Origin of the sequence: Streptomyces sp. NPDC006687 (assembly GCF_040636215.1) — a bacterium.
Taxonomy (GTDB): Bacteria; Actinomycetota; Actinomycetes; order Streptomycetales; family Streptomycetaceae; genus Streptomyces.
The window spans coordinates 12689-37499 of record NZ_JBEYJJ010000025.1 but is presented as its reverse complement, the minus strand read 5'-3'; the positions used below and the strand labels follow the sequence as shown (position 1 = coordinate 37499).

General features: G+C 74.5%; 20 protein-coding genes and 2 tRNA genes. 20 read left to right on the top strand and 2 right to left on the bottom strand.

Annotation, left to right across the window (positions count from 1 at the left end):
* The first annotated feature begins 17 nt into the window (after positions 1-17).
* The 12 genes from ABZ716_RS23620 to ABZ716_RS23565 all read left to right on the top strand — a co-directional run bounded on the left by ABZ716_RS23620 (position 18) and on the right by ABZ716_RS23565 (position 11850).
* On the top strand, positions 18-1142 hold the full coding sequence (locus ABZ716_RS23620; RefSeq protein WP_358961496.1) for an ROK family transcriptional regulator: 1125 nt from the start codon (positions 18-20) through the stop codon (positions 1140-1142).
* Positions 1143-1494: 352 nt separating this feature from the next.
* Positions 1495-2286 (top strand): hypothetical protein, encoded by a 792-nt coding sequence (locus tag ABZ716_RS23615; RefSeq protein WP_358961494.1) that lies wholly within the window; start codon positions 1495-1497, stop codon positions 2284-2286.
* 343 nt (positions 2287-2629) lie between these two features.
* Positions 2630-3409, top strand: coding sequence for a GntR family transcriptional regulator (locus ABZ716_RS23610; protein WP_358810118.1), 780 nt, complete (start codon positions 2630-2632; stop codon positions 3407-3409).
* 142 nt (positions 3410-3551) lie between these two features.
* Positions 3552-4673, top strand: a complete 1122-nt coding sequence (locus tag ABZ716_RS23605; protein WP_358810117.1) for a TIGR03364 family FAD-dependent oxidoreductase — start codon at positions 3552-3554, stop codon at positions 4671-4673.
* Positions 4674-4714: 41 nt separating this feature from the next.
* Positions 4715-5416 (top strand): phosphonatase-like hydrolase, encoded by a 702-nt coding sequence (locus ABZ716_RS23600; protein ID WP_358961516.1) that lies wholly within the window; start codon positions 4715-4717, stop codon positions 5414-5416.
* Positions 5413-6462 carry an ABC transporter ATP-binding protein gene (locus ABZ716_RS23595; RefSeq protein WP_358961492.1) on the top strand — a complete coding sequence of 350 codons (1050 nt, stop codon included), beginning with the start codon at positions 5413-5415 and terminating at the stop codon, positions 6460-6462. Before ABZ716_RS23600 ends, ABZ716_RS23595 begins: the two co-directional genes overlap by 4 nt.
* On the top strand, positions 6455-7447 hold the full coding sequence (locus tag ABZ716_RS23590; RefSeq protein ID WP_358961489.1) for a 2-aminoethylphosphonate ABC transporter permease subunit: 993 nt from the start codon (positions 6455-6457) through the stop codon (positions 7445-7447). The genes ABZ716_RS23595 and ABZ716_RS23590 overlap by 8 nt, the downstream gene beginning before the upstream one ends.
* Complete coding sequence (locus ABZ716_RS23585) at positions 7434-8258, top strand: ABC transporter permease subunit (RefSeq protein WP_358961487.1); 825 nt, start codon at positions 7434-7436, stop codon at positions 8256-8258. Before ABZ716_RS23590 ends, ABZ716_RS23585 begins: the two co-directional genes overlap by 14 nt.
* Positions 8259-8290: 32 nt before the next feature.
* Positions 8291-9379 carry a 2-aminoethylphosphonate ABC transporter substrate-binding protein gene (locus ABZ716_RS23580; RefSeq protein ID WP_358810113.1) on the top strand — a complete coding sequence of 363 codons (1089 nt, stop codon included), beginning with the start codon at positions 8291-8293 and terminating at the stop codon, positions 9377-9379.
* A gap of 308 nt (positions 9380-9687) precedes the next feature.
* Positions 9688-10467, top strand: a complete 780-nt coding sequence (locus tag ABZ716_RS23575) for an HAD-IIA family hydrolase (protein ID WP_358810111.1) — start codon at positions 9688-9690, stop codon at positions 10465-10467.
* A gap of 121 nt (positions 10468-10588) precedes the next feature.
* On the top strand, positions 10589-11191 hold the full coding sequence (locus ABZ716_RS23570; RefSeq protein ID WP_358810110.1) for a hypothetical protein: 603 nt from the start codon (positions 10589-10591) through the stop codon (positions 11189-11191).
* Positions 11188-11850: a class F sortase gene (locus ABZ716_RS23565; RefSeq protein WP_358810109.1), complete on the top strand. Its 663-nt coding sequence runs from the start codon at positions 11188-11190 to the stop codon at positions 11848-11850. Before ABZ716_RS23570 ends, ABZ716_RS23565 begins: the two co-directional genes overlap by 4 nt.
* Positions 11851-11927: 77 nt before the next feature.
* Here ABZ716_RS23565 and ABZ716_RS23560 read toward each other — a convergent pair.
* Positions 11928-12001: transfer RNA gene (locus ABZ716_RS23560), tRNA-Lys, on the bottom strand.
* Positions 12002-12219: 218 nt separating this feature from the next.
* Here ABZ716_RS23560 and ABZ716_RS23555 point away from each other — a divergent pair.
* From ABZ716_RS23555 to ABZ716_RS23530, 6 genes are all read left to right on the top strand, one after another.
* Positions 12220-13770 (top strand): peptidoglycan-binding protein, encoded by a 1551-nt coding sequence (locus ABZ716_RS23555; RefSeq protein WP_358810108.1) that lies wholly within the window; start codon positions 12220-12222, stop codon positions 13768-13770.
* Between the two features lie 1508 nt (positions 13771-15278).
* Positions 15279-17015: an SPFH domain-containing protein gene (locus ABZ716_RS23550; RefSeq protein WP_358961484.1), complete on the top strand. Its 1737-nt coding sequence runs from the start codon at positions 15279-15281 to the stop codon at positions 17013-17015.
* A 218-nt stretch (positions 17016-17233) separates the two neighbouring features.
* Positions 17234-17851 (top strand): lytic polysaccharide monooxygenase auxiliary activity family 9 protein, encoded by a 618-nt coding sequence (locus tag ABZ716_RS23545; protein WP_358961482.1) that lies wholly within the window; start codon positions 17234-17236, stop codon positions 17849-17851.
* Between the two features lie 26 nt (positions 17852-17877).
* Positions 17878-19641 (top strand): AMP-binding protein, encoded by a 1764-nt coding sequence (locus ABZ716_RS23540; protein ID WP_358961480.1) that lies wholly within the window; start codon positions 17878-17880, stop codon positions 19639-19641.
* 49 nt (positions 19642-19690) lie between these two features.
* The gene (locus ABZ716_RS23535; protein ID WP_358961478.1) at positions 19691-20374 is read left to right on the top strand and encodes a hypothetical protein; all 684 of its coding nucleotides are present in this window, start codon (positions 19691-19693) and stop codon (positions 20372-20374) included.
* A 58-nt stretch (positions 20375-20432) separates the two neighbouring features.
* Positions 20433-20506: transfer RNA gene (locus tag ABZ716_RS23530), tRNA-Lys, on the top strand.
* A 72-nt stretch (positions 20507-20578) separates the two neighbouring features.
* On the opposite strand, the gene ABZ716_RS23525 is transcribed toward ABZ716_RS23530, so the two are convergent.
* A complete protein-coding gene (locus tag ABZ716_RS23525) occupies positions 20579-21337 on the bottom strand; it encodes an IclR family transcriptional regulator C-terminal domain-containing protein (protein WP_351885218.1) in 759 nt (252 codons plus the stop codon).
* Between the two features lie 239 nt (positions 21338-21576).
* Here ABZ716_RS23525 and ABZ716_RS23520 point away from each other — a divergent pair, with 239 nt between their 5' ends.
* Both ABZ716_RS23520 and ABZ716_RS23515 read left to right on the top strand, forming a co-directional pair.
* Complete coding sequence (locus ABZ716_RS23520) at positions 21577-22764, top strand: LLM class flavin-dependent oxidoreductase (protein ID WP_358810103.1); 1188 nt, start codon at positions 21577-21579, stop codon at positions 22762-22764.
* Between the two features lie 271 nt (positions 22765-23035).
* On the top strand, positions 23036-24751 hold the full coding sequence (locus ABZ716_RS23515; protein WP_358961475.1) for a glycosyl hydrolase family 18 protein: 1716 nt from the start codon (positions 23036-23038) through the stop codon (positions 24749-24751).
* Positions 24752-24811: the final 60 nt, after the last annotated feature.

Here is a 24811-nt window from a genome sequence, read left to right as displayed (position 1 = left end):
GGGTGGACAATGGGCTGGTGAACAGGGGAAACGCAGGGGGCGGCCGCAGCGAGGGGTCCGGCGGCCGGGGCGGGGTGAACCTGCCGGCGCTGCGCGGGCACAACGAGGCCCTGCTGCTGGACCTGCTGCGCTGCGCGGGCCCGGACGGACTCGGCCGCGCCGAGCTCGCCGGCCGTACGGGGCTCACCCCGCAGGCCGTCAGCAAGATCACCGCCCGGCTGGCGGCGGAGGGGCTGGTGGCCGAGGCCGGCCGTGACGCCTCGACGGGCGGCAAGCCGCGGACCCGGCTCCGGCTGGTCCCGCACGCCCGGCACGCCGTGGGGGTGCACCTGGACCGTGATGCGCTGAGGGCCGTACGGGTCGACCTCGCGGGTGGCGTCGTCACGGAATGGAGCGGTCCGTTGGACTTCGGGGCGGGGCCGGAGGCCGCGGTGGGGGCGGTCGTACGGGCGGTGGCGCGGGTTTCGAGCACTGCGCAGGGTCCGCCGCTGCTCGGGGTGGGCGTGGCCGCGCCGGGTCCGCTGGACTGGCGCAGCGGGGTGCTGGGGCGGGTGACGGGGTTCCCGGAGTGGGAGGGGTTCCCGTTGCGGGAGGTGCTGGTGGGGCGGTTGGGGGTGGCGGTGGTGGTGGACAAGGACACCAACGCCGGCGTCGCGGTGGCCGGTTCCGGCGGGCCGGGCGGTGCGGGGGCGCCGGGGGGCGGCTCGTCGGTGTACGTGCATGTCGGGACCGGGATCGGGGCGGGGCTGCGGCTGGACGGCGTGGTCCACCGGGGTACGCGGTCGGGGGCGGGGGAGTTCGGGCACCAGGTGCTGATGCTGGACGGCCCGCGCTGCCGGTGCGGCGGGCGGGGCTGCCTGGAGGTGCTCTGCCTGGAGGCGGTGGCCCGGGGCGACCTGGCGGGGGCGGCGCGGGTGCTGGGGGAGGGGGCGGCCAACCTGGTCGCGCTGCTGGATGTGGACCGGGTGCTGCTGGGGGGCCGGGTCGTCGCGGGGGCGCCGGAGGTGTTCGTGCGGGGGGTCCGGGAGGTGCTGGAGTCCCGCCGCCTGTCGGCGACCCCGCCGATGGTGGAGGCGGCGCGGGTGGGGGTCGCGGAGGGGGCGGCGGAACTCGTCCTGGGGCCGGTGTTCGGGCGGGGGTGAGGGACGGGGGCGCGGGGTGGGAGGCGCCGGGTTTCGGGCGGTGGGCCGGGGAGTGGGGCTGCTGCGGGCCAAGGGTGGTGCGGTGGGCCGCGCCGCCCGGTGGCGGTGCGGGGTGGGCGGCGTCGGGAGTTGGCCCGGCGGGCTGGGCGGGTGCGTTTCGGTTTGGTGGGCGTTGGCTGGTGGACGCGGGTCCGGGCAGACCTTGGTCCGTGGCGGCCATACGGGCGGAAAGTGGCAGGGGGCGGGCGTGGGGAGGGGATGGGGGCTTGGGGGCGTGGGAGGGTGCGGGCACGGCGGGGTGATTGTCGCCTCGTCCGATCATTACTCCGTCCGGCGAGCAGCGAGGTCTTCCATGCGACTGCGCAACGCCCCCGCCCTCACCGCCCTCCTGCTCGCCCTCGCCGTGCCCCCCGCCACCGCGGACACCGGCACCGGCGGAGCCCCGCACCCCGCGCCCGCCCCCGCGATGCCCGCGCCGGCCCTGCCCTCCCGGGCCCGCGCCACCTGCGGGGACGGCAAGAGCGGTGCCTTCCCGATCGGGGCCCGGATCCGGGGCGGTCCGGCGATCTACCGGGCGGGCGGCGGCCCGCAGAGCTGGCTGCTGGACCTGACCAACACCACCGGCGGCACCTGCACCGCCATCCACCCCGTCATCGTCTTCACCGACCCCGCCCGGGCCCTGCGCCCCGCGCACCTCCGTATGCGGTTCGAGGCCCCCGGCGGCCCCTTCCCCGTCAGCCTGGAGCGCAGCGACCGGGACGAGATCATCGCGGTGTTCGACGGCAAGAACGCCTTCCCCGGCTTCTCCGTGCCGGCCGGCGGTACGGCCACCGTCAAGGTGCAGCTTTCCTTCGCTCCGGACGCACCCCTCGGCGAGGTCGTCGCCGATGCCGCGCTCGTGCAGAGGAAGGGGGACGACGGGGAGTGGGTCGGCGGGACCAGCGGGTACCGGTTCTCGGTGGAGGGCCCCGAGGAGCCGGAGGAGGCGGGGGAGGTGGGGGCGGCGGGCGCCCTCGCGCACACCGGGCCCCGGGAGTGGGCCTACGGCGCCGGAGCAGTGGCCGCCGTGGCCGCGGGCGGCGGCCTGCTGCTCGGCGCCCGCCGCCTGCGACGGGCGTCGCAGGGCCCGAGGTCCCGGCCCTGAACCGCGTCCTCGTCTGACCTGTGCCGCCCGCCCTGTCTCGGGTGCCGCGCGCCCCTGGGGCCCGGCGCGGAGCCGGCCCGGGGTCCTGTCCGGTGTCGGGGCCGGGGCGGGGTGGTCTCCCCCGCGCGGGGGAGACAGTCCCCCCGCATGGGGGAGGAGCGGGCTTTCGGCCGGTGGGACCTTGGGAGTGCGAGCAGGACCCAGGCACCGCCCACCAGGGCCGCGCACGAGGAGGAACCATGAGCGCCCGCCACACCACCACGCACACCCCCGCACGGGACACCCCGCCGCCCGCGGCCCGGCCCCGAACCGGCCGTACACCTGGCGCGCGTACAGTCCGAGCGTGGAAGAACGAACTCCCTCCCCCGCACCTCACCGCCCCGGCTCGCCCGTCCGGTTCGGGATTCCCGAGCATGGGCGTGTCCCCAAGTACTACGCCGTCAAGGCCCGTATCGCCGAGTTGCTCGACGAGCTCGGCGAAGGCGGGGCGCTGCCCACCGAGCGGGATCTCGCCGAGCGGTACGGGGTGGCCCGGGAGACGGTGCGGCAGGCGTTGCGGGAGTTGCTGCTGGAGGGCCGGCTCCGGCGGGCCGGGAGGGGTACCGTCGTCGCCGGGCCCAAGCTGGAGCAGCCGCTCTCCCTCGCCAGCTACACCGAGGGCGTGCGCCGCCAGGGCCGCCGCCCCGGCCGCAACCTCATCGGCCTGGAACGGTTCCCCTGCCCGCCCGAACTCGCCCGCGGTATCGGCGCCGAGACCGGCGAGCCCGTCTGGCACCTGGAGCGCGTGCTGCTCGCCGACGACGAGCGCGTCGGGCTGGAGAGCACGTATGTCCGGGTGGCCCGCGCCCCCCACCTCGACGTCGATTTCCAGCCGGACTCCTCCTTCTACGGGTACCTCCGCGAGAGCCTCGGGATCTCCTTCGGGGACGCCGACGAGAAGCTGGAGACCGTCCTGGCCACCCCCCGCGAGGCCCTGCTGATCGGCACCCCGCCCGCCCTTCCCATGCTGCTCATCCACCGTTTCTCACGGGACCAGGACGGACTGCCGCTGGAGCGGGTGCGTTCGCTCTACCGTGGCGACCGGTTCAGCTTCACGACCCGCCTGCGGCCTGAACAGCCCTAGGAGAAAACGAACAACATGCGCATACCCCACCCCTCCAAGGTCACGGAACGATAACGGGTCTAGTCCAAGCGTCGAGGGCTGTTCACCGCCCCGTATCCCACCGGATCCTCCCGGGTCACGGACCGGCCCGAGCGTGGACGCCGTGAGAGTCATAGTCGTCGGAGGCGGCGTGGTCGGCACCATGCACGCCTGGCAAGCAGTCCAACGCGGCCACGAGGTCGTCCAGATCGAGCGCGAAGCCGAGGCCCGGGGCGCTTCGCTGCGCAATTTCGGCCAGATCTGGGTCAGCGGCCGGGCCGGGGGCGAGGAGCTCGACACCGCCCTGCGGGCCCGCGAGCTCTGGGAGCGGATCGGCGCGGAGGTGCCCGGCCTGGGCTTCCGTGCGATCGGGTCCCTCACCCCCGTCCGCAACGCCCGCGAGTACGCCGTCGCCGAGGCGGCCGTCGCCCGCCCCGACGCCGGCGCCCGCGGCTACAAGCTGGTCACCGCCGCTGAGGCGCGGGCGATCAACCCCGCCCTGCGCGGCGCGTTCGAGGCCGCCCTGTGGTGCGAGCGGGACGCGGCCGTCGAACCGCGCACCGCCCAGCTCCACCTCCGCGAGGCCCTGCGCGCCTCCGGCCGCTACACCTTCCTGCCCGGGCGGGAGGTCCGCGACCTGGCCGGACCCGCCGCCGTCCGCGACGACCACGGCGACGTCCACCGCGGGGACGCCGTCGTCCTCGCGACCGGCGCCTGGCTCTCCGGCCTGGTCCGTGAGCTGGTCCCCGACCTGCCCGTACGCCGCGTCCGGCTCCAGATGATGCAGACCGCCCCCCTCGGCGAGCCGCTCACCACCTCCGTCGCCGACGCCGACAGCTTCCGCTACTACCCCGCCTACCGCTCGCCCGCCCTGGACGAGCTGAACGCCACCCAGGCGCAGACGCCGGTCGCCGCCGCGCACAAGATGCAGCTGCTGATGGTCCAGCGCCAGGACGGCGGCCTGACCATCGGCGACACCCACGAGTACGAGCACCCCTTCGCCTTCGACACCGTCGAGGACCCCTACGACCACCTCACGCACGTCGCCGAGTCCTTCCTCGGGCGCCCCCTGCCGAAGATCAGGCACCGCTGGGCGGGCGTGTACGCGCAGTGCACCGACACCAGCCGCGTCGTCCACCGCCAGCCGGTCGGCGAAGGCGTCTGGCTCGTCACCGGACCGGGCGGCCGGGGCATGACCTGCTCGCCCGCCATAGCCGAAACCACCGCGAACGAACTGGGCTGGTGAGCCGCATGACCGAAACCCCCGCCGAAACCCCCGCCGAAGCCATGACCGCGACGTCCCCCGGCCGCAGGCTCGTCGTCCTCGACATGGCCGGCACCACCGTCGCCGACGGCGGCCTCGTCGAGCGCGCCTTCGAAGCCGCCGCCGAACGCCTCGGCGTCGAGCCCGGCACCCCCGCCCACGCCGAGCAACTCCGTTACGTCCGCGCCACCATGGGCGAGTCGAAGATCTCCGTCTTCCGCCACCTCTTCGGTACGGAGGACCGCGCGCGGCTGGCCAACTCCGCCTTCGAGGACGCCTACGCGCAGCTCGTCGACGCCGGCCTCATCGCCCCGGTCCCCGCCGCCCGCGAGACCATCGAGAAGCTCCGCGCCGACGGCCACACCGTCGCCCTCACCACCGGCTTCGCCCGCGTCACCCAGGACGCCATCCTCGACGCCCTCGGCTGGCACGGCCTGGCCGACCTCACGCTCTGCCCCGCCGACGCGGGCGGCCGCGGCCGGCCCTACCCCGACATGGTGCTGGCCGCGTTCCTGCGCACCGGCGCCGTGACCGACGTGGCCGAGACCGTCGTCGCCGGGGACACCGCGTACGACATGCTCAGCGGCCGCCGCGCCGGCGCGGGCATCGTCGCCGGGGTCCTCACCGGCGCCCACGACCGCGCCGCGCTCACCGCGCACGGCGCCACACACGTCCTCGGTTCCGTCGCCGGACTCCCGGCACTGCTCGGGGAACCGGTCTCGTGAGCGGCATCCGCTTCGACTCCGTCTCGGTCGCCTACCACGGCACGACCGTCCTGGACTCCCTCGACCTGATCGTCGAACCCGGCGAGGTCATGGCCCTCCTCGGCCCCTCCGGCTCCGGCAAGACCACCGCCCTGCGCGCCGTCGCCGGATTCGTACGCCCCGCCTCCGGACGGGTACTGATCGCGGGCCGGGACGTCACCGCCCTGCCCCCGCACAAGCGGGGCATCGGGATGGTCGTCCAGCAGTACGCCCTCTTCCCGCACATGCGGGTCGAGGACAACGTCGCCTTCGGCCTGCGCGCCCAGAAGACCCCGAAGGCGGAGATCCCCGCCCGGGTCACCGGCGCCCTGGAGATGACGGGGATGGCCGCGTACGCCAGGCGCTACCCCCGCGAGCTCTCCGGCGGACAGCAGCAGCGGGTCGCCATCGCCCGCGCCCTCGCCATCCGCCCCGGGGTCCTTCTGCTCGACGAGCCCCTCTCGGCGCTCGACGCGCAGCTGCGCTCCGGGATGCTGGCCGAACTGGCCCGGCTGCACCGCGAACTCCCCGACGTCTCCATCCTGTACGTCACCCACGACCAGGTCGAGGCCCTGACCCTCGCCGACCGGATCGCCGTCATGGACCGCGCCCGCCTCCAGGACTGCGGCACCCCGCAGCAGCTGTACCGGGCACCGCGTACGGAGTTCACCGCGTCCTTCGTCGGCAACGCCAACCTGCTCCCGGTCACGGTCGCCGACGGCGGCGCGCTCTTCGCGGGCCGCCCGCTGACCCTCGACCGGGGCGCCGCGGCCCCCGGCTCGACCGCCACCCTGTGCGTACGGCCGCACCTGCTGGGGCTCGGCGAGGGCCCCAACGCCCTGCGCGGCACCCTCACGGAGGTGCAGTGGCGCGGCTCGACGCACCGGCTGTACGTCGACGTCGCCGGCCACCGCGTCAAGGCGGACCTGCCCGAGCTGCGGGAGACCCCGGCACTGGGTGACGAGGTCACCCTCCACTTCGAGCCCCGCGACGGAGTCCTCCTGGCGGCGGGAGTCACCGATGCCTGACCCCGCCCACCCCCGGTCGGCCCTCGCCCCGCCGGCCCCCGCCCGGCCTCCGCACCCCTGCCCCGCCCCGGACCCCCTACCGCCCCCGCACCGCCCCGTACCGCCCGCGGCCCCCGCCGCCCCCCAGCCCGGTTCCCGGACACCCCCCGAACCCCCGGAGCCCTCCCGCCGTCTCCCCCCGGCCCTCTGGGCCCTGCCCCCCGTCGCCGCGCTCGGGCTGGTGTTCCTCTACCCCCTCGCCCTGGTCGTCCGGCAGTCCCTCACCCCCGACCACGGCGGCGCCCTCGACGCCTACTCCGCCGTCTTCGCCTCACACGCCTTCCGCGAAGCCCTCGGCACCACCGTCTGGCTGGCCCTCGCCGCCACCGCCGGCTGCCTCCTCCTCGGCTTCACCCTGGCCCTGATCATCGCCTTCGTCCCCTTCCCGGGAGCCAAGGCCGTCGCCAAGTTCATCGATGTCTTCCTCTCCTTCCCCTCCTTCCTCATCACCCTCGCCCTCCTCTTCCTCTACGGCACCGTCGGCATGGCGAACGGCCTGTGGACGGACGTCTTCGGCGGCGCCGAAGGCCCGTTCCACTTCCTCACCACCCCCTGGGGCGTCCTCCTCGCGGAGATCACGTACTTCACCCCCTTCGTGATACGCCCCCTGCTCGCCGCCTTCTCCCAGCTGGACACCGCCCAGCTGGAGGTCGCCGCCGGTCTCGGCGCCCGCCCGGCCCGGATCGTCCGGCAGGTGATCCTCCCCGAAGCGCTTCCTGCCCTCGCGGCGGGCGGCAGCCTCGTCCTCGTGATGTGCCTCAACGAGTTCGGGATCGTCCTGTTCACCGGCGCCAAGGGCGTCACGACCCTGCCGATGCTCGTCTACGGCAAGGCGATCCTGGAATCCGACTACCCGGCCGCCTGCGTGGTCGCCGTCGTCAACATCGCCATATCCCTCGGCCTGTTCGGCCTCTACCGGGTGGTGGGCAAGCGTGCTGGTGCATAGCAAGGGCGGCCGCTGGGCCGCCTGGAGCCTGTTCGGGATCCTCTTTGTCCCCCTCTTCGCCCTGCCCCTCCTGGTGGTCGTGGCCGCGTCCTTCTCCACCCACTGGTCCGGCGCCTTCCCCTCCGGCCCGACCACCGAGAACTACGCCTCCGCCGTACGGGGCGAATCCCTCCAGGCCCTGACCACCTCCCTGGTCACCGCCCTGGCCGCCAGCCTCCTGGCCCTCACCGCCGGCACCTGGGCCGCCCTGGCCGCCGCCGGACTCGACAAGACCGGCAGGAGCGCCAAGCTCGGCAGACGCGGAAAGCGAGCCCTGGACGCCCTGTTCATGCTGCCGGTGGCCGTCCCGTCCGTGGTCGTCGGCCTCGCCGTCCTCGTCGCCTTCAGCAAGCCCCCGCTGCTGCTCAACGGCACCAGCACGATCGTCGTCCTGGCCCACACGATCCTCGTCACCGCCTTCGCCTACCAGTCGGTCTCGGCGGCCCTCGTGCGCCTCGACCCCGCATACGAACAGGCGGCCGCCTCCCTCGGGGCCCGTCCCGCGTACGTGCTGTGGCGGGTCAGGCTCCCGCTCCTGCTGCCCTCCCTCACGGCGGCCGCCGGACTCTGCTTCGCCCTCTCCATGGGCGAGCTGAGCGCCACGATGATGCTCTACCCGCCGGACTGGATGCCCCTCCCGGTCCGGATCTTCACCGCCACCGACCGCGGTTCGCTCTTCGCCGGATCCGCCGTCGCCGTGGTGCTGATGGCCACCACCCTGCTGGTCCTCCTGGCGGTCTCCCGCATCCGCACCCGCGCCTCCTACCGCTGACACCCCCCGTCCCGTCCCCGTAAGGAACCCCCATGCCCAGACCGCTCCCCCTCCGCGCCGCCGCCACCCTCACCGGCGGCCTCGCCCTCGCCGCCACCCTCACCGCCTGCGGCGGCTCCTCCACCACCGGCCAGGGCGGCGACGCCCAGGGCGGCGGCGGGAAGACCGTCACCGTCTACAGCGCCGACGGCCTCAAGAGCGACAAGGGCGACGGCTGGTACGACAAGGTCTTCGCCGACTTCACCAAGAAGACCGGCATCGAGGTCAAGTACGTCGAGGGCGGCTCCGGCGAGATGGTCCAGCGCGCCGTCCGCGAGAAGACCAACACCCAGGCCGACGTCCTGATCACCCTGCCGCCCTTCATCCAGCAGGCCGACGGCAAGGGCCTGCTCCAGTCCTACGCCCCGCAGGGCTCCGACCAGGTCAACGGCGCCGACAAGTCCGCCGACGCCAAGTGGACCTCCGTCGTCAACAACTACTTCGGCTTCGTCTACGACAAGAAGGAGCTCAGCACCGCACCCCGCACCTGGGAGGAGCTCCTCGACGCCCGCTACAAGGGCAGGCTCCAGTACTCCACCCCCGGCGTCGCGGGCGACGGTACGGCCGTCCTCATCAAGGCCATGCACGACTTCGGAGGCAAGGACCAGGCCATGGACTTCCTCAAGAGGCTCCAGGCCAACAACGTCGGCCCGTCCTCCTCCACCAGCAAGCTCGCGCCCAAGACCGACAAGGGCGAACTGCTCGTCGCCAACGGCGATGTCCAGATGAACTTCGCCCAGGCCAAGTCCATGCCGAACCTGGGCATCTGGTTCCCCGCCAAGGACGGCGGCAAGCCCACCACCTTCGCCCTCCCCTACGCCGCGGGCCTGGTGGCCAAGGCCCCGCACACCGAGAACGGCAAGAAGCTCCTCGACTACCTGCTCAGCGAGGACGCCCAGAAGCTGGTCAGCGAGGTCGGCGGCGGCTTCCCGGCCCGGAGCGACGTCAAGCCCACGGACGCCAACGCCATCGAACTCACCAAGCTGATGTCGGGCGTCGAGGTCTTCGAGCCGAACTGGGCCGACATAGACAAGAACCTCACGGACTACGTCGACGCCTGGAAGACCGCCACCGGCAGCTGACCCCGCAGCCCCTGCCGCCACACCCACTTGCTCCTTGGAGTGCCCCCTGCCCTGCGCGGACGCACCCCCGCCCTCCGGCTGGTCCGTGGACAACTCCGCGATGGGCACCGGCGGCGTCACATAGTGGGCCGGACGGGCCTTCACCACCGACGAGTTCCGGACCCAGACCCAGCGCGTGCCACGGACCGCGCGCGCCGGGCCAGTCCGGGCCGTGGACGCCCCCCGCGTCCACGGCCCGCGCCCGCTAGGGTGGTGGTACAGACCACAGACCCACAGGTCAGCGGCCATCGAAGAGCGGAGAGAAATCCGTGGCAGAGCGCAAGCCGATCGAATCCTGGCTCACCGACATGGACGGGGTCCTCATCCACGAGGGCACGCCGATCCCCGGAGCCGATGCCTTCATCAAGCGGCTGCGCGAGTCCGGCAAGCCCTTCCTGGTCCTCACCAACAACTCCATCTACACCCCCCGCGACCTCCAGGCCCGGCTCAGCCGCATGGGCCTGGACGTGCCCGTGGACAACATCTGGACCTCCGCCCTCGCCACCGCGAAGTTCCTGGACGACCAGCGCCCCGGCGGTACGGCGTACGTCATCGGCGAGGCGGGCCTGACCACCGCCCTGCACGACATCGGCTACATCCTCACCGACCACCAGCCCGACTACGTGGTCCTCGGCGAGACCCGCACCTACAGCTTCGAGGCCATGACCAAAGCCGTCCGCCTGATCAACGGCGGCGCCCGCTTCATCTGCACCAACCCCGACGAGACGGGCCCCTCCACCGAGGGCCCGCTCCCGGCCACCGGCGCGGTCGCCGCGCTGATCACCAAGGCCACCGGGAAGAAGCCGTACTTCGCCGGCAAGCCCAACCCGCTGATGATGCGTACGGGCCTCAACGCGATCGGCGCCCACTCCGAGACCAGCGCGATGATCGGCGACCGCATGGACACCGACGTACTGGCCGGGCTGGAGGCGGGTATGCAGACCTTCCTCGTGCTGACCGGGCTGACCACGGTCGAGGACACCGAGAAGTTCCCCTACCGCCCGACCCGGACGGTGAACTCCATCGCGGACCTCGTCGACCTGGTGTAGCGGCGGGACGGCCGTGCGGGCGCGCGTTGGTGCGTACGGCTGACACGTACGGGCCAAGAGAGCGCCGCTCCGGATGCGGAGCGGCGCGCCGCGCGTGAATCTCCTAGTGAGGAGGTTCACCATGCGCAGTTCTCTCATCGCTCTCCGTGCCGCAGCGGTGGCCGTGACCCTGGCGGCCTGCACCGCCGTGACCACCCCCGCGGCCCTCGGAAACGAAGGGGACCGCGGGGGTGTCTCCGTCGAGCCGAACCCGGCCTGGCCGGGCGGCCGGGTGAAAATCCGCGTCCGGGCCTGTGAGGGTGACTGGGCGGTGGCCCATTCCCCCGTCTTCGACTCCGAGGTCCGGCTGCACAAGGGCCATGAGGACCCCCGCACCCTGTTCGGCGAGGCCGAGATCCGCTCGCACGCCGACCCCGGCTGGCACGAGGTCCGCGTCAAGTGCGAGGGCCGGGACAACGGCCTGCGCGGCTCCCTGGAGATCCGCCACCGCGACCACCAGCCCGACCCCCACCACTCGCCCGTCTGGCCGGTCCACGCGGGCGGCGGCGCCATGGCCGAGCAGGTCGCCCAGACCACCCGGCTGGCCGCCGCGACGAAGAAGAGCCACCACGGCGACGGGCCCGGCCTGCCGCAGACCGTGGTCGGCGCGGTCCTGGCCGCCGTGGCCACCCTGGCGGTGGCCGGCCGCGCCCTGACCCTGCGCCGCCGCCGCAACGAGGGATGAGCGGGTCCGGGCCCTCCGCCGGCGGCCGGCTGGTGACCTTCACCGCCTGGTCGGTGCTGGTGTTCGGCCTGTGGGTGTGGGGCAAGGAGATCACCGGGGTCCCGGCCGGCCCGCTCTCCGGCCGGGCCGGCGGCCAGTCCGGCCCGGGCCTGCCGGCCGCGCGGGCCCCGCTGACGGCGGCGATGCCCGCGCGGGTCGACGTACCGTCCCTGGGGGTGCAGGCGCCCGTGATCGCCCGGGGTCTGGACCGCCAGGGGGCGGTCGAGCCGCCGCCGTACGAGCTGCCGGGCACGGTGGGCTGGTGGGGCGCGGGTCCGGCGCCGGGCGCGGCGGGGGCTGCGCTGATGGTGGGGCACGTCGACACGAAGTCCAAGCCGGCGGTGTTCTTCGGCCTGAGCACCGTCAAGGCGGGGGAGAAGATCCGCGTGGCGCGGGCGGACGGGACGGTCGCCGAGTTCACGGTGGAGGACGTACGGGTCTACGAGCGCGCGGGCTTCGACCCGCACAAGGCGTACGGGCCGCGGGTCGCGGGGCGGGCGGAGCTGAGGCTCGTCACGTGCGGCGGGACCTACGACAAGGCGGCCGGACAGTACTCGGCGAACGTGGTGGTCTCGGCGTACCTGACGGGCGCGGGAGCCCGGCCGGGGGCGGCGGCGTAGGCCCGTCGCCGACGGCCTCCGGGTGAAAACGAGGAAACCCCCCGCAGCTTTCGCTGCGGGGGGTTTCCCCTTGTCTGTGCGCCGCCAGGGACTCGAACCCCGGACCCGCTGATTAAGAGTCAGCTGCTCTAACCAACTGAGCTAGCGGCGCTTGCTGACAGGGAAAACTCTACCCCACTTCCGGAGGTGCTCGTGACCAGCCGCGCCCGTGCTGTCCGATTAACCCATGTTTGAGGGGTTTGTCGTGCACGATATGTCTGGGCCGCACCGATCTGACGCTCCGTCGGATGCGGGGGCGGTCCGGGCCGACGACGAGCAGGAGCGATCGGGACCGGTCGGGACCCGATCAGGGGAGTGGACGGATACCGCATGACGACGCAGCCTCCGGTGCGAGTACAGATGCCGATGCCTGTCTTCGAGGAGTACGAGCCTCCCGGCGACTGCGGGTGCCCCGGGTGCGTGCGGCGCCGCCGGGCGCTGGTGCGCGGGCGGGCCATAGCGCTGCGGGACCGCGGGCTGCCGTGCGTACGCGGGGCCCGCCGGGCGCTGGTCCTGGCCACGGCGGCCGGAGTGGTCCTGGGTGGCGCCGGCTCGGCCGCCGCCCTCACCCCGGCCCACCCGTCTCCGCCGGACCCCCGGCCCGCCGAACCGGTGCCGGGGCATGTGACGGGCGCCGGGACCGGGAGCGGCCACGCATCCGGAGCCGCCCACGAGGGCGGTGCCGTCGCGGAGGCCGCCCGCGAACCCGGTGCCGGGCGGCGGGCGGACGGACCCGGTCCGTCGGCGCGGGACACCCCGGGCAGCCCGCAGGGCGGACGGGCCCCGCTGCACGGCCGCCCGCGCCCCTCCGGGCCGGGCCGGCCGGGCGCCCCGTCCCTGGCGCGGCGCATCGACCGCGCCACGATCATCAACCGGGCGAAGCTGTGGCTGGAGGCGCAGGTCCCGTACAGCATGTCCGAGTACTGGACCGACGGGTACCGGCAGGACTGCTCGGGATACGTCTCCATGGCCTGGAACCTCGGCACGAACGAGTGGACCGGCAGCCTCGACACCTTCGCCACGAAGATCACGAAGGAGGAGCTGCTGCCGGGGGACATGCTCCTCTTCCACAACCCGGCGGACCCCAACAACGGCTCGCACGTGGTCCTCTTCGGCGGCTGGGTCGACGAGACGCACACCAGCTACATCGCCTACGAGCAGACCCGCCCGAACACGCGGCGGGCGGCTACCCCCTACGGCTACTGGAGCAACGCGGACAAGTACGTCCCGTACCGGTACAACGGGGTGACCAGCGCGGTCGTCCCGGGCGACTCGGTGCCGCCCGCGCCGCAGCCCTCGGAAGCCTTCCCGGGGGCGTCGAAGTTCGGGCCGGGCGCGGACAACAAGTACGTCGCGCAGCTGGGCCGGATGCTGATCGACCGGGGTGCCCTGCGGTTCTACCCGAAGGGGCCGAGCACCAAGTGGAGCGAGGCCGACCGGCAGGCCACGGAGGCGTTCCAGCTGGCGCAGGGCTGGACGGGCGCCGACGCGGACGGCATCCCCGGCGAGTACACCTGGCGGCTGTTGGTCCGGCGGGAGGGCAACGACATCGTGCCGACGAGCCGTACGACGCCGCCGCCGGCCCCGATGCCCCCGCCGGCCCCGGCCGCCCCGGCCGCCCCGCGTCCGGGTTCCGCCGGAGTGCCCGCCTACCCCGGTCCGGGGGTCTTCCGGCCGGGCCAGTCGCACCCGGAGATCGCCGCGCTGGGCCGCCAGCTGGCGAGGAAGGGCTTCGGCACGTACTACACCTCCGGCCCGGGCCCGGCCTGGACGGAGGCCGACCGGCGCAACGTCGAGGCGTTCCAGCGCGCGCAGGGCTGGCGCGGCGCCATGGCCGACGGTCACCCGGGCCCGGAAACCTGGCGCCGGCTGTTCGCATGACGGAGGCAACGATGCACCCCACCCACACCACGACCACCACGGGCACCTTCCACCCCGCCCCTCCGCCCGCCGCCCCGACGGGAGCCACCCGCTTCACCTCCGGGCCCGTCGTCACGGCCCTCCCGCCCGTCCGCGAACCGCGCCCCTCCGCCGCGCCCCGGCGACCCGCCGAGGCGGCATCCCCCGCAGCCGAGGCCCGACCGACGCAGCCCCACGACCCCGCCGGGACGCCCCTACCACACCCCGCCACCACCCCGGCGGCCCGGCCCGAGGCCCACGCAACCCGGCCCCACGGCGGGCCGGCCCTGCCGACCCACCCCGCCGACCCGGCGGCCCGCCCCGCAGGGTCCATGCCCCGGCCCCACGCCGGTGACCCTGCCGGGACGGACCTGCCGGCGCGTGACGCCGGCCCGGCGGCCCAGTCCCGGCCCGGGGGATCCGTGACCCCGGCTCACGCCGGCCACCCCGCCGGGCCGGACCTGTCGGCTCGATCCGCCGACGCGGTGGCACGACCCGAAACCCCCGTGACCGGGACCCACGCCGGTTACGTCGGGGCAGACCTGCCGCCGCGCACCGCCGGCCCGGCGGCCCAGCCCCGGCCCGAGGGACCCGTGACCTCGGCCCGCGCCGGTGACCCTGCCGGGGTGGACCTGCCCGCGCGATCCGCCGACCCGGCCGACGCGGCGGCCCGATCCGAAGCCCCCGTGGCCCGGGCCCACGCCGGTGACCCCGCCGGGCCGGAACCGTCGGCGCGCACCGCCGGCCCGGTCGGCCCGCCCCGGCCTGAGGGGCCCGTGGCTCCGGCCCGCACCGGCCACCCCGTCGGGCCGGACCTGTCGGCTCGATCCGCCGACCCGTTGGCCCGCCCTGAGGCCCCCGTGGCCCGGACCCACGCCGGTGACCCCGTCGGATCGGACCTGCCGGTGCACAACGCTGGCACGGCCGACCCGGCAGCCCAGTTCTGGTCCGCGGCCTCGGCCCGTACCGGTCACTCCGCTGGGGAGGAGCTGCCGGCGCGTGCCACCAGCATCACCGACCCGTTGGCCCGGCCTGAGGGACCCGTCGCTCCGGCCCACGCCGGTGACCCCGGCGGGACGGAACTGCCGGCGCGCGCCGTGAGCCCGGTCGGCCCGGTGGTCCGGTCCCGGTCCGAGGCCGCCGTGACACCGGCCTACGCCGGGCACCCCGTCGGCAGCGACCCCACGCACGCCACCGCCACGGCCGACGCCCCCGCCCCGCGCCGGGCCGGCGGGGCCCCGGAGGCGGTCGTCGGTGAAGCGCCGGGGATCCCTGGCCGGGCGGGCGGCGGGGAAACACCGGCCCCCCGGACCGAGCCGCACCCCCTGGCGGCCCGGGTGGAGCCCCTGGTCCCGACCGCGCCGCCGCGATCCAGAGAGCAGCCCCCGGCCGAACGCGCCCCCCGAGCCGGGACGCCGCACGGCCAGGCGGGTCCCCAGGCCGGGCCGCCCCCGGCCCGCCCGGGGCAGCAGCCCCCCGCCCCCCGGCCGGTGCCCCTGACCCCACCCGCACCGCCACGCTCCGGCGGACAGCCGCCGACCGCCGCCCGGGCGGTGGCCCAGGCCCACGCCCCCGAGTCCGGGCAGCAGCCCCCCGCGCCCCGGGCGGTGCCACAGTCCCAGGCCCCTCAGGCCGGGCAGCAGCCCCCCGCCCCCCGGGCGGTGCCGGAAGTCCAGGTCCCCGAGGCCGGGTCGCAAAGTCGCACCCCTCGCCCCGGGCAGCAGCCCCCCACCGACCGGCCGGAGCCGGCGGCCCCGGCAGCGCTGCCGCGCTCCGGCGGTCAGCCTCCCGCCGAACCCGCCTCCCAGGCCGGGCCGCCGGCCACCACGGCTCACGCCGGCTCGCCGCACGGCCAGGCCGCCCCCCAGGCCGCCCCGCCCCATGCCGGGGCGAGGCACGGCCAGGCCGGCACCCCGGCCGCCCCGCCCCACGCCGGCTCGCCGCACGGCCAGGCCGCCCCCCAGGCCGCCCCGCCCCACGCCGGAGCGAAGCACGGCCAGGCCGGCGCCCCTCCCGGGCAGCAGCCCCCGGCCCCCCGGCCGGAGTCGGCGGCCCCCGCCGCCCCCCGGGAAGCGGCCGTGCCCGCCGCGCGGGGTGGGGTGCCCGGGCCCGGGGTGGTCGAGAGGGTGGCGCAGGCCGTGGCGCGGGGGATCGAGGGGCGGGACCGGGGGCGCGGGGACGACGGGCCGAGGGGGCCCGTGCGCGGGGCCGCCGTGACCGAGGTTCCGGTGCACCTGCCGTTCCGGCCCAGCCCCGCCGCCCCCGCCGCCCCCACCCCCGCCCGGCGTCCCGCCGAGCCGGCGGCGGCGCCCGCGCGACGGGTGCCCCGCGGGGACGAGCGGCTGCGGGAGCACCGGGGGCCCGTACTGCCCGGCTGGATCGCCGTGGCCGTCGGCGGACTGGCCCTCACCGGCTGCGCGGCCGTGCTGTGGCGGGCCGGGGTGGTCCCCGCCGTCCTCGTTGCCGCCTTCGGGGTGCAGCCCCGCCCCTACCACGGGCTCAGCGTCACCCTCTGGCCCCCGCTCGCCTTCCTCGGCGTCGTCACCCTCCTCGCCCTCGGCGGCCTCGGCCGGGCCAAGGCGGGCCACGCCTGGGTGCTCACCCTCTTCGGGCGCTACCGCGGCACCGTCCGCCGTACCGGCCTGACCTGGGTCAGCCCCCTCCTGCTGCGCCGCCGCGTGGACGTCCGGCTGCGGCACTGGCGCAGCGAGCCGATGCCGGCCGTCGACTCGGGCGGGCTCGCCCTCCAGGTCGTCGTCCAGGTCGTCTGGCAGGTCCGGGACACCGCCCGGGCCACCCTCGCCGTCGAGGACCACATCGAGTACCTCGCCCAGCAGGTCGAGTCGGCCACGGCCCGGGTCCTCTCCCGGCTCCCGGCCGACGCCTTCCACGACGACGCGCCGACCCTGCGCGACGCCGAAGCCGTCGGCGAGGCGCTGACCCGGACCCTCGCCGCCGAGACGGAGGCCGTCGGCGTCGAGGTGTTCTCCGCCCAGCCGACCCGCATCGAGTACGCCCCGGAGGTCGCCGAGGCGATGCGCCGCCGCCGGATCGCGGCGATCGACGCCAAGCACCGGGACTCCGTCCTCACCGCCGTCGTCGACGCCGTGGACGACACCGTCCACCGGCTCACCTCGCGCGGGATCGTCGAACTCGACGACTACGAACGCAAGGCGCTCGTCAAGGACCTCACCGTCGCCTTCTACACCGGCAGGTCCGACCAGTAACCACCGACCCAGCAGCGTTCAATCGGGAAACGGGTGGCCGGCAAGGACCGGACCACCCGTTTTCGCATGGGGATGGACAGCGCCAAGTCACGTCAATACTGTGGGACTTGGGCTTGGTCTAGACCTACTCCGAGCCCCCGGCTCCTCAGCCCCACCCCGCGCCCGTTCCCCACACGGGCGCACGCCCCGCCAGGCACCCCCCACACCCAAGGAGCATCATGCGCACCTTCCGCATACCCAGACGCCCCGGAACCGTCGGCGCCACCGTGCTCGGCGCCGCCCTCCTCGCCGCCGCGACCCTCTTCACCGCCCCCACGGCCAGCGGCCACGGCTACACCGACACCCCCATCAGCCGCCAGAAGCTCTGCGCCAACAAGACCGTCCCCGACTGCGGTCCCATCCAGTGGGAGCCCCAGAGCGTCGAGGGCTACAAGGGCTTCCCTGCGGCCGGCCCCGCCGACGGCCAGATCTGCTCCGGCGGCCACGGCGAGTTCGCCCAGCTCGACGACCCCCGCGGCGGAACCTGGCCCGCCACCCGCGTCAACTCCGGCCAGAGCTTCGACTTCCGCTGGCAGTTCACCGCCAACCACTCCACCACCGACTTCAGGTACTACGTCACCAAGAACGGCTGGGACCCCACCAAGCCCCTCACCCGCGCCTCCCTCGACCCCCAGCCCTTCCTCGTCGTCCCGTACAACGGCGCCCGCCCGGAGATGACCACCATCCACCGCGGCACCATGCCCAGCGGAAAGACCGGCCGGCACATGATCCTCGCCGTCTGGACCGTCAACGACACCGCGATGGCGTTCTACTCCTGCTCCGACGTTCAGTTCTGACGCTACGTCAGCTACCCTCCGGCGGCATGCGGACGACGCCCACCACCGAAGCCGGAACGGGAACCGGAACCGACGCCCGGACCGTCGCGGAGCTCATCGCGCGCCAGTGGGGCGACCACCGGCCCGGCCTGAAGCACGGCGCGGAGGCCGGCCCCGGGGCCACCCGGGCGCCGGCCACCGTCCTCAGCCGCCACCGGACCGCCCAGGAGGCCGCCGCCCGCGCCGCGCTCCTCGCCGACCTCCTGCCGCCCGGAGCCGAGCCGCACGTCGGGGTGCTGCTCGACAACAGCCCCGAGTTCCCCTTCTGGCTCGGCGCGGCGGCCCTCGCCGGGGCCGCCGTCGCCGGGATCAACCCCACCCGGCGCGGCCCCGAGCTGGCCCGCGACATCCTCCACACCGACTGCCGCCTCCTGGTCACCGAGCCCGCCCACCTGCCGCTCCTGCGGGGCCTCGACCTGCCCGGCGTACGGGTCCTCGTGACCGGCACCGAGGAGTACGAGGCCCTCCTCGCCCCCTACGCCACCGCCACGCCGGGCGAAGCCCGCCTGCGCCCCGGCGGCCCCCGCCCGGACACCCGGCTGCTCCTCTACTTCACCTCCGGCTCCACCGGCGCCCCCAAGGCCGCCGTCTGCAGCCAGGGCCGCCTCGCCGCCGCCGGCCATTCCCTGGCCCGCCACTTCCGCCTCACCGCCGACGACGTCCACTACCTGTGCATGCCCCTCTTCCACGGCAACGCCGTCATGGCCTGCTGGCTCCCCGCCCTCGCCACCGGCGCCCCCGTCGCCCTGCGCCGCCGCTTCTCGGCCTCCGCGTTCCTGGACGACGTACGCGCCTACGGGGCCACCTACTTCACCTACGTCGGCCGGGCCGTCCAGTACCTCCTCGCCACCCCGCCCCGCCCCGACGACCGCGAGCACGCCCTGCGCCTCGGCTTCGGCACCGAGGCCGGCGCCGTCGACGCGGCCCGCTTCACGGAGCGGTTCGCCGTCCGGCTGGTCGAGGGGTACGGGGCCACCGAGGGCGGCGCCTCCGTACAGAGGACGCCCGACACCCCGCCGGGCGCCCTCGGCCGGGCCGGCGCCGGTGACGACCTGGCCGTCATCGATCCGGAGACGGGCCGCGAATGCCCCCGGGCCGTCCTGGACGCGCGGGGCCGCCTGTGCAACGGGGAGGAGGCCATAGGGGAACTGGTCAACCGCGGCCGCAGCCACTTCGAGGGCTACTGGCGCAACCCCGAGGCGGAAGCGGCTCGCACGCGTCACGGCTGGTACTGGACCGGCGACCTGTTCTTCCGGGACGCCGACGGCTTCCTCTACTTCGCGGGCCGCACGGACGACCGGCTGCGCGTGGACAGCGAGAACCTCGCCGCCGCGATGATCGAGAACATCCTGGCCCGCTGGGAGCCCGCGGCCGCCGTCGCCGTGTACGCGGTCCCGGACGAGGTGGCGGGGGACCAGGTGATGGCCGCTCTGGCCCTGCGCGCAGGCGCGGCCTTCGACCCGGACGCCTTCGCCGCCTTCCTCGCCGCCCAGCCGGACCTGGGGACGAAGATGGCCCCGCGCTACGTCCGGATCCTCGACGCCATGCCCGTCACGGCGACGAACAAGGTCCACCGCGCCGCCCTGCGCCGCACCGGCTTCCTCCCCGGGCCGTCGCGGGGAGGGGCCCCCGGCCCCGAGCCCGTCTGGCACCGCGTCGCCGGCGCCTACCGCCCGCTCGACGGACCGGCCCTGGAGGCGCTGCTGTCGGCGTACGAGGACCGGGGCCGCCGGGACCTCCTGGACCGCTGAGCGGAACCACCGGGGGCGCGAGCCCCTCTTCACCGAGGAGGGGGTTCCCATGACGACCACGACGCCCACGACGACCACACCACCCGCCATGCCGTCGCCCGCGAAGACATGGGCGGCCGCGGCGGTCCTGGCCCTGAGCCTCGCCCTGGCGGCCTGCGGCACCCAGCCGGGAGGCGCCCGGACGGCCCCGCCCGCCCCCCTCCCGCCCTCCACGACCTGCGCCCCACCCACCCAGGGCCTCCCCCCACAGCAACCCCCCACGACCCCCCAGCCCCCCACGGAGGACGAGCCTCCGGGCGCTCCCCAGCCGCCGACGGAGGACGAGCCCCCGAGCACCCCCCAACCCCCCACCGAGGACGAACCCCCCGGCACCCCCCAGCCCCCCACCGACGACGAGAGCCCCAGCGCCCCCGGGCGGCAGCCCTGCCCCGTCGTCGTGGACGGCTGGTACGACATGACCCGCGACTTCGACGCCTACTACGCCCGCCACCGCACCGGCGCGGACACCCTCATGCCCCCCGGCAGCCTCAAGGAGGTCCGGGTCCGCAAGGCGGGCGGGACCTCCGAGGCGAGCGTGGCCTTCACCACCGGGTCCGTCGGCAAGGGTCTCGGCGAGGACGCCCGCCGGGTCGCACAGGTCTTCGCGGACTGGCGCCACGAGGTCTACGGGGACACCGGCACGGTCCGCGTCCGCACCGCCGACGGCGAGGAGCGCGCGGCCCTCTCCTGGTGACCTCCGGACCTGGTTTGGAGCACCCCTCGGGACCAGGTAGTATTTTCTCTGTCAGCAAGCGCCGCTAGCTCAGTTGGTTAGAGCAGCTGACTCTTAATCAGCGGGTCCGGGGTTCGAGTCCCTGGCGGCGCACCTGATCTTCGGGCGGTTTCCGGTTCACCGGGAACCGCCCGAAGTGCATGACGGGCCACCCCACGGGCACCCTCACAGCGTGAGCGACAGCAGCAGCGGCGCGGCCTTCCGGTTCAGCGCGTCGGCGGCGGCACGCAGCCGGTGCGCGTGCTCGACCGGCATCGACAGCGCCAGGCACCCCACGGCCGCACCCGCCGTGATCGGCACCGCCGCGCAGACCGTGCCCACGGCGTACTCCTGGAGATCCAGCACCGGCACGGTGGCCGGCTGGCTGTCCAGCTTCGAGAACAGCACCCGCTCGTTGACGATCGTCTTCGACGTCAGCCGGGCGATCTTGTGCCGGGACAGGTGGTCGCGCCGGCCGTTCTGGTCGAGCTGGGTGAGCAGGCACTTGCCGACCGCGCTGGCGTGCGCCGCCGAGCGGAAGTCGACCCACTCATGGACCTTCGGCGTGCGCGGGCTGTCCGCGAACTGGGTGATCCGGACCTCGCCGTCCACATAACGGCTGATGTAGACGGCGGCGCCGACCGAGTCGCGCAGCCGGTCGAGGGTCTCCTGGAGCTTCTCCTGGAGCGCCTGCTGCCGGTCGCCCCCTGATCCGAGCAGCACGAGGGAATCCCCTATGGCGTAGGCGCCGTCGGAGACCTGAAGGACGTACCCCTCGCGGCGCAGCATCAGCAGCATCGGGGCGAGATGGACGGCGGGCAGGCCGGTCTCACGCGCGATCTGCGCGTCGGTCACACCTCCGGTGTGCCGCGAGATCGTCTCCAGCACGCGCAGGGCGTACTGCACCGAATGGAACGGCGCGGTCGGCTCGGGCTTCAGCGCCACGGTCTCCCCCTACCAGGTTGTTACCGCTTGCTCTACCACGATAGCCATCAAGGGACCCAAGTGGAGCGTCTGTTGAGGAGATTGATGGCTTGATCATGCCCTTGGGGCTGGGCCTATCCATCTGGCATATGCCACGGTCACGGGCCTATCCCGGCCCTGTCCCGGTCTGCCGGGAATGCCCCACGGGCGCCCGCCGTTCCCCTTCTCCATACGAGCCGGACGGAACGGGAGCGACGACGATGAGCGACAGCGAGGCCACGGGCGCCGACGGTACGGGCGCCGAGCCTACGGGGCACGGCGCGGCCCGAGAAGGCGTACGGGGAGCGGAGGCGGACGCGGCCGGTGCGCCGGGGTCCGCCGGAGCCGACCCGGTGCGCGGGACCGTCCAGGGGACGGCGCCGGTACCGCTGTCGGTCCTCGACCTCGTCACCGTCGGCGCCGGCAGCACCGCCCGGGACTCCCTGCGCACCAGCGTGGAGATATCCCGGCTCGCCGAGTCCCGCGGCTACCACCGCCACTGGGTCGCCGAGCACCACTCCATGCCCGGGGTCGCCAGTTCCTCCCCGGCGGTGATCCTGGCCCACCTGGCCGCGCACACCTCCCGCATCCGCCTCGGATCGGGCGGGGTCATGCTGCCCAACCACGCGCCGCTGGTCGTGGCCGAGCAGTTCGGCACCCTGGAGGCCCTCGCCCCGGGCCGGATCGACCTCGGGCTGGGCCGGGCACCCGGCACCGATCCGCGCACGGCCGCCGCGCTGCGCGGGCCCGGACGGCTGGACGAGGCGGCGGACGAGTTCCCCCGCCGGCTGGCGGAGCTGATCCGCTTCCTCGACGACGACTTCCCCGACGGGCACCCGTACGCCCGCGTGCACGCCGTGCCCGGCCCGGTGCAGGGGCCCGCCGCCCGGCCCCAGGTCTGGCTGCTGGGCTCCTCCGGCTTCAGCGCCCGCCTCGCGGGGGAGCGGGGGCTGCCGTTCGCGTACGCCCACCACTTCTCCGCCGCCGGCACCCTGCCCGCCCTCGACCTCTACCGGCAGAGCTTCCGCCCCTCGGCGGTGCTGGACGCCCCGTACGCCGTGATCGGGGTCTCGGCGCTCGCCGCCGGCACCGCGGCGGAGGCCCGCGCGCAGGTACTCACCGGCGCGCTGTCGATGCTCCGGCTCCGCAGCGGCCGGCCCGGGCTGGTCCCGACGCCGCAGGAGGCGGCCGCGTACGCCTTCTCGCCGCTGGAGCGGGAGTTCGTGGACGGCTGGCTGGCGAACATCGTCCACGGCACCCCCGACGAGGTCCGCTCCGGGCTCGACGCGCTGGTGAAGCGGACGGGCGCGGACGAGCTGATGCTGACCGCCAACGGGCACAGCGGGGAAGCCCGGGTGCGCTCGTACGGTCTCGTCGCGGATGCGTACGGCATGCCCACACTCGCCTAGACACCCCCTGGCCGCTGGTTCGGCTGGTTTGTTGCCGAAACCTTGCCGGAGCATGAATCAAGGGAACCTTAAACCGCTCGTCACCCGGGGTGGCGGGCGGTTTCTGCTGTGCGCGCACGTCTCTGACTAGGGCATTTACGCGCTCAGTGGTCTAGTCCTTGTTTGGTCCAAACCATTGACTGGGGCGTGCCGTGATCGCTATCCCTTCTCTCACCCGAACCGCCCGGCCCCGAGCCGATGCCCTCCCCTCCCACCCCCCAGGAGGCAGTACATGCACATCCGTAAACCCCTCGTAGCGGCCGCCGCCACGGCCGCGCTGGCAGCGGGCGCGCTGGGCGCCTTCACCGCGACCGGGACCGCCCGGGCCGCGGGCACCGCCACCACCGCGGGCACCGCCGCCGGCGGTGTGCGGATCGCCTACTACGACCAGTGGAGCGTGTACGGCAGCGCGTTCTACCCCAAGCAGCTGGACACCCGGGGCATCGCGGGCAAGCTCGACGTCATCAACTACTCCTTCGGCAACATCCACCCCACCGACCTCACCTGCTTCGAGGCGAACAAGGCGGCGGGCGACGACAACAACCCCAACGCCGGTGACGGGGCGGGCGACTCGTACGCCGACTACCAGAAGTCCTTCAGCGCGGCCGACAGCGTCAGCGGGGTCGCCGACAAGTGGGACCAGCCGATCGTGGGCGTCTTCAACCAGTTCAAGCAGCTGAAGGCCAAGTACCCGAACCTGAAGATCAACATATCGATCGGCGGCTGGACCTACTCGAAGTACTTCAGCGACGCGGCGAAGACCGACGCCTCCCGCAAGAAGCTCGTGTCCTCCTGCATCGACCAGTACATCAAGGGCAACCTGCCGACGGCCGACGGCTACGGGGGCCCCGGCTCGGCGGCCGGAATCTTCGACGGCATCGACATCGACTGGGAGTACCCGGGCTCGCCCAACGGCCACCTCGGCAACCACTACGCCCCCGAGGACAAGCAGAACTTCACGCTCCTGCTCAAGGAGTTCCGCACCCAGCTCGACGCCTACGGCCAGGCCAACGGCGGCAAGAAGTACCTGCTGACGGCGGCCCTCCCGGCCGGCCAGGACAAGATCGCGCACATCGAGACCGACAAGATCGGCGCGTACCTCGACTACGCGAACATCATGACGTACGACATGCACGGCGCCTGGGACGGCACCGGTCCCACCTACCACCAGTCCCCGCTGCTGAACTCTCCGGCCGACCCGACCGACGTGGTCAAGCCCGGCACCCAGAAGTACAGCGTCAAGAACGCCATCGACTCCTGGATCGACGGCAACCCGGCCTACGGCGTCGCGGGCGGCTTCCCCGCCAACAAGCTGACCCTGGGCTACGAGTTCTACTACCGCGGCTGGAAGGGCGTCCCCGCCGGAGCCGCCAACGGCCTCGCCCAGACCGCCACCGGCCCCTCCGGCGCCCGCCCGACCTCCCAGCAGGCCGGCATCGCCAACTACCGGGAGCTCGGCGGCATCGTCGACAACCCTGCGACCACCTTCTGGGACGACCAGGCCAAGGCGTCCTACTTCTACAAGGACGGCGAGTTCTTCACCGGCCTGAACCAGAAGTCCATCCAGGCCCGGGCCGACTACGGCAAGAGCCGCGGTCTGGCCGGCGCGATGATGTACTCCCTGCTCGGCCTGGACGACAACGCCACCCTGCTGAAGCAGATCAACGACGCCCTCGGCGGCACCACCACGCCGCCCACCACGCCCCCCACCACCCCGCCGACGACGCCCCCGACCACCCCGCCCACCACGCCTCCGACCACCCCGCCGACCACGCCCCCGAGCACCGGCTGCGGCAGCACCCCGGCCTATGTCGCGGGGCAGATCTACACCGCCGGCAACGAGGTCGCGTACAACGGCCACAAGTGGAAGGCCCAGTGGTGGACGCAGAACGAGGTGCCCGGCACCACCGGTGAATGGGGCGTCTGGAAGGACCTCGGCGCCTGCTGATCCCCCCACCCGAGCGCCGAGCGCCGGCCGCCCCCGCGCCTCCCACCGGAGGCCGGGGGC

Coding starts and splice junctions, on each gene's coding strand:
- ABZ716_RS23535 (WP_358961478.1), top strand. CDS start 19,691: ATGACGACCACGACGCCCACGACGACCACACCACCCGCCATGCCGTCG.
- ABZ716_RS23515 (WP_358961475.1), top strand. CDS start 23,036: ATGCACATCCGTAAACCCCTCGTAGCGGCCGCCGCCACGGCCGCGCTG.
- ABZ716_RS23570 (WP_358810110.1), top strand. CDS start 10,589: ATGCGCAGTTCTCTCATCGCTCTCCGTGCCGCAGCGGTGGCCGTGACC.
- ABZ716_RS23540 (WP_358961480.1), top strand. CDS start 17,878: ATGCGGACGACGCCCACCACCGAAGCCGGAACGGGAACCGGAACCGAC.
- ABZ716_RS23580 (WP_358810113.1), top strand. CDS start 8,291: ATGCCCAGACCGCTCCCCCTCCGCGCCGCCGCCACCCTCACCGGCGGC.
- ABZ716_RS23555 (WP_358810108.1), top strand. CDS start 12,220: ATGACGACGCAGCCTCCGGTGCGAGTACAGATGCCGATGCCTGTCTTC.
- ABZ716_RS23590 (WP_358961489.1), top strand. CDS start 6,455: ATGCCTGACCCCGCCCACCCCCGGTCGGCCCTCGCCCCGCCGGCCCCC.
- ABZ716_RS23520 (WP_358810103.1), top strand. CDS start 21,577: ATGAGCGACAGCGAGGCCACGGGCGCCGACGGTACGGGCGCCGAGCCT.
- ABZ716_RS23600 (WP_358961516.1), top strand. CDS start 4,715: ATGACCGCGACGTCCCCCGGCCGCAGGCTCGTCGTCCTCGACATGGCC.
- ABZ716_RS23545 (WP_358961482.1), top strand. CDS start 17,234: ATGCGCACCTTCCGCATACCCAGACGCCCCGGAACCGTCGGCGCCACC.
- ABZ716_RS23565 (WP_358810109.1), top strand. CDS start 11,188: ATGAGCGGGTCCGGGCCCTCCGCCGGCGGCCGGCTGGTGACCTTCACC.
- ABZ716_RS23615 (WP_358961494.1), top strand. CDS start 1,495: ATGCGACTGCGCAACGCCCCCGCCCTCACCGCCCTCCTGCTCGCCCTC.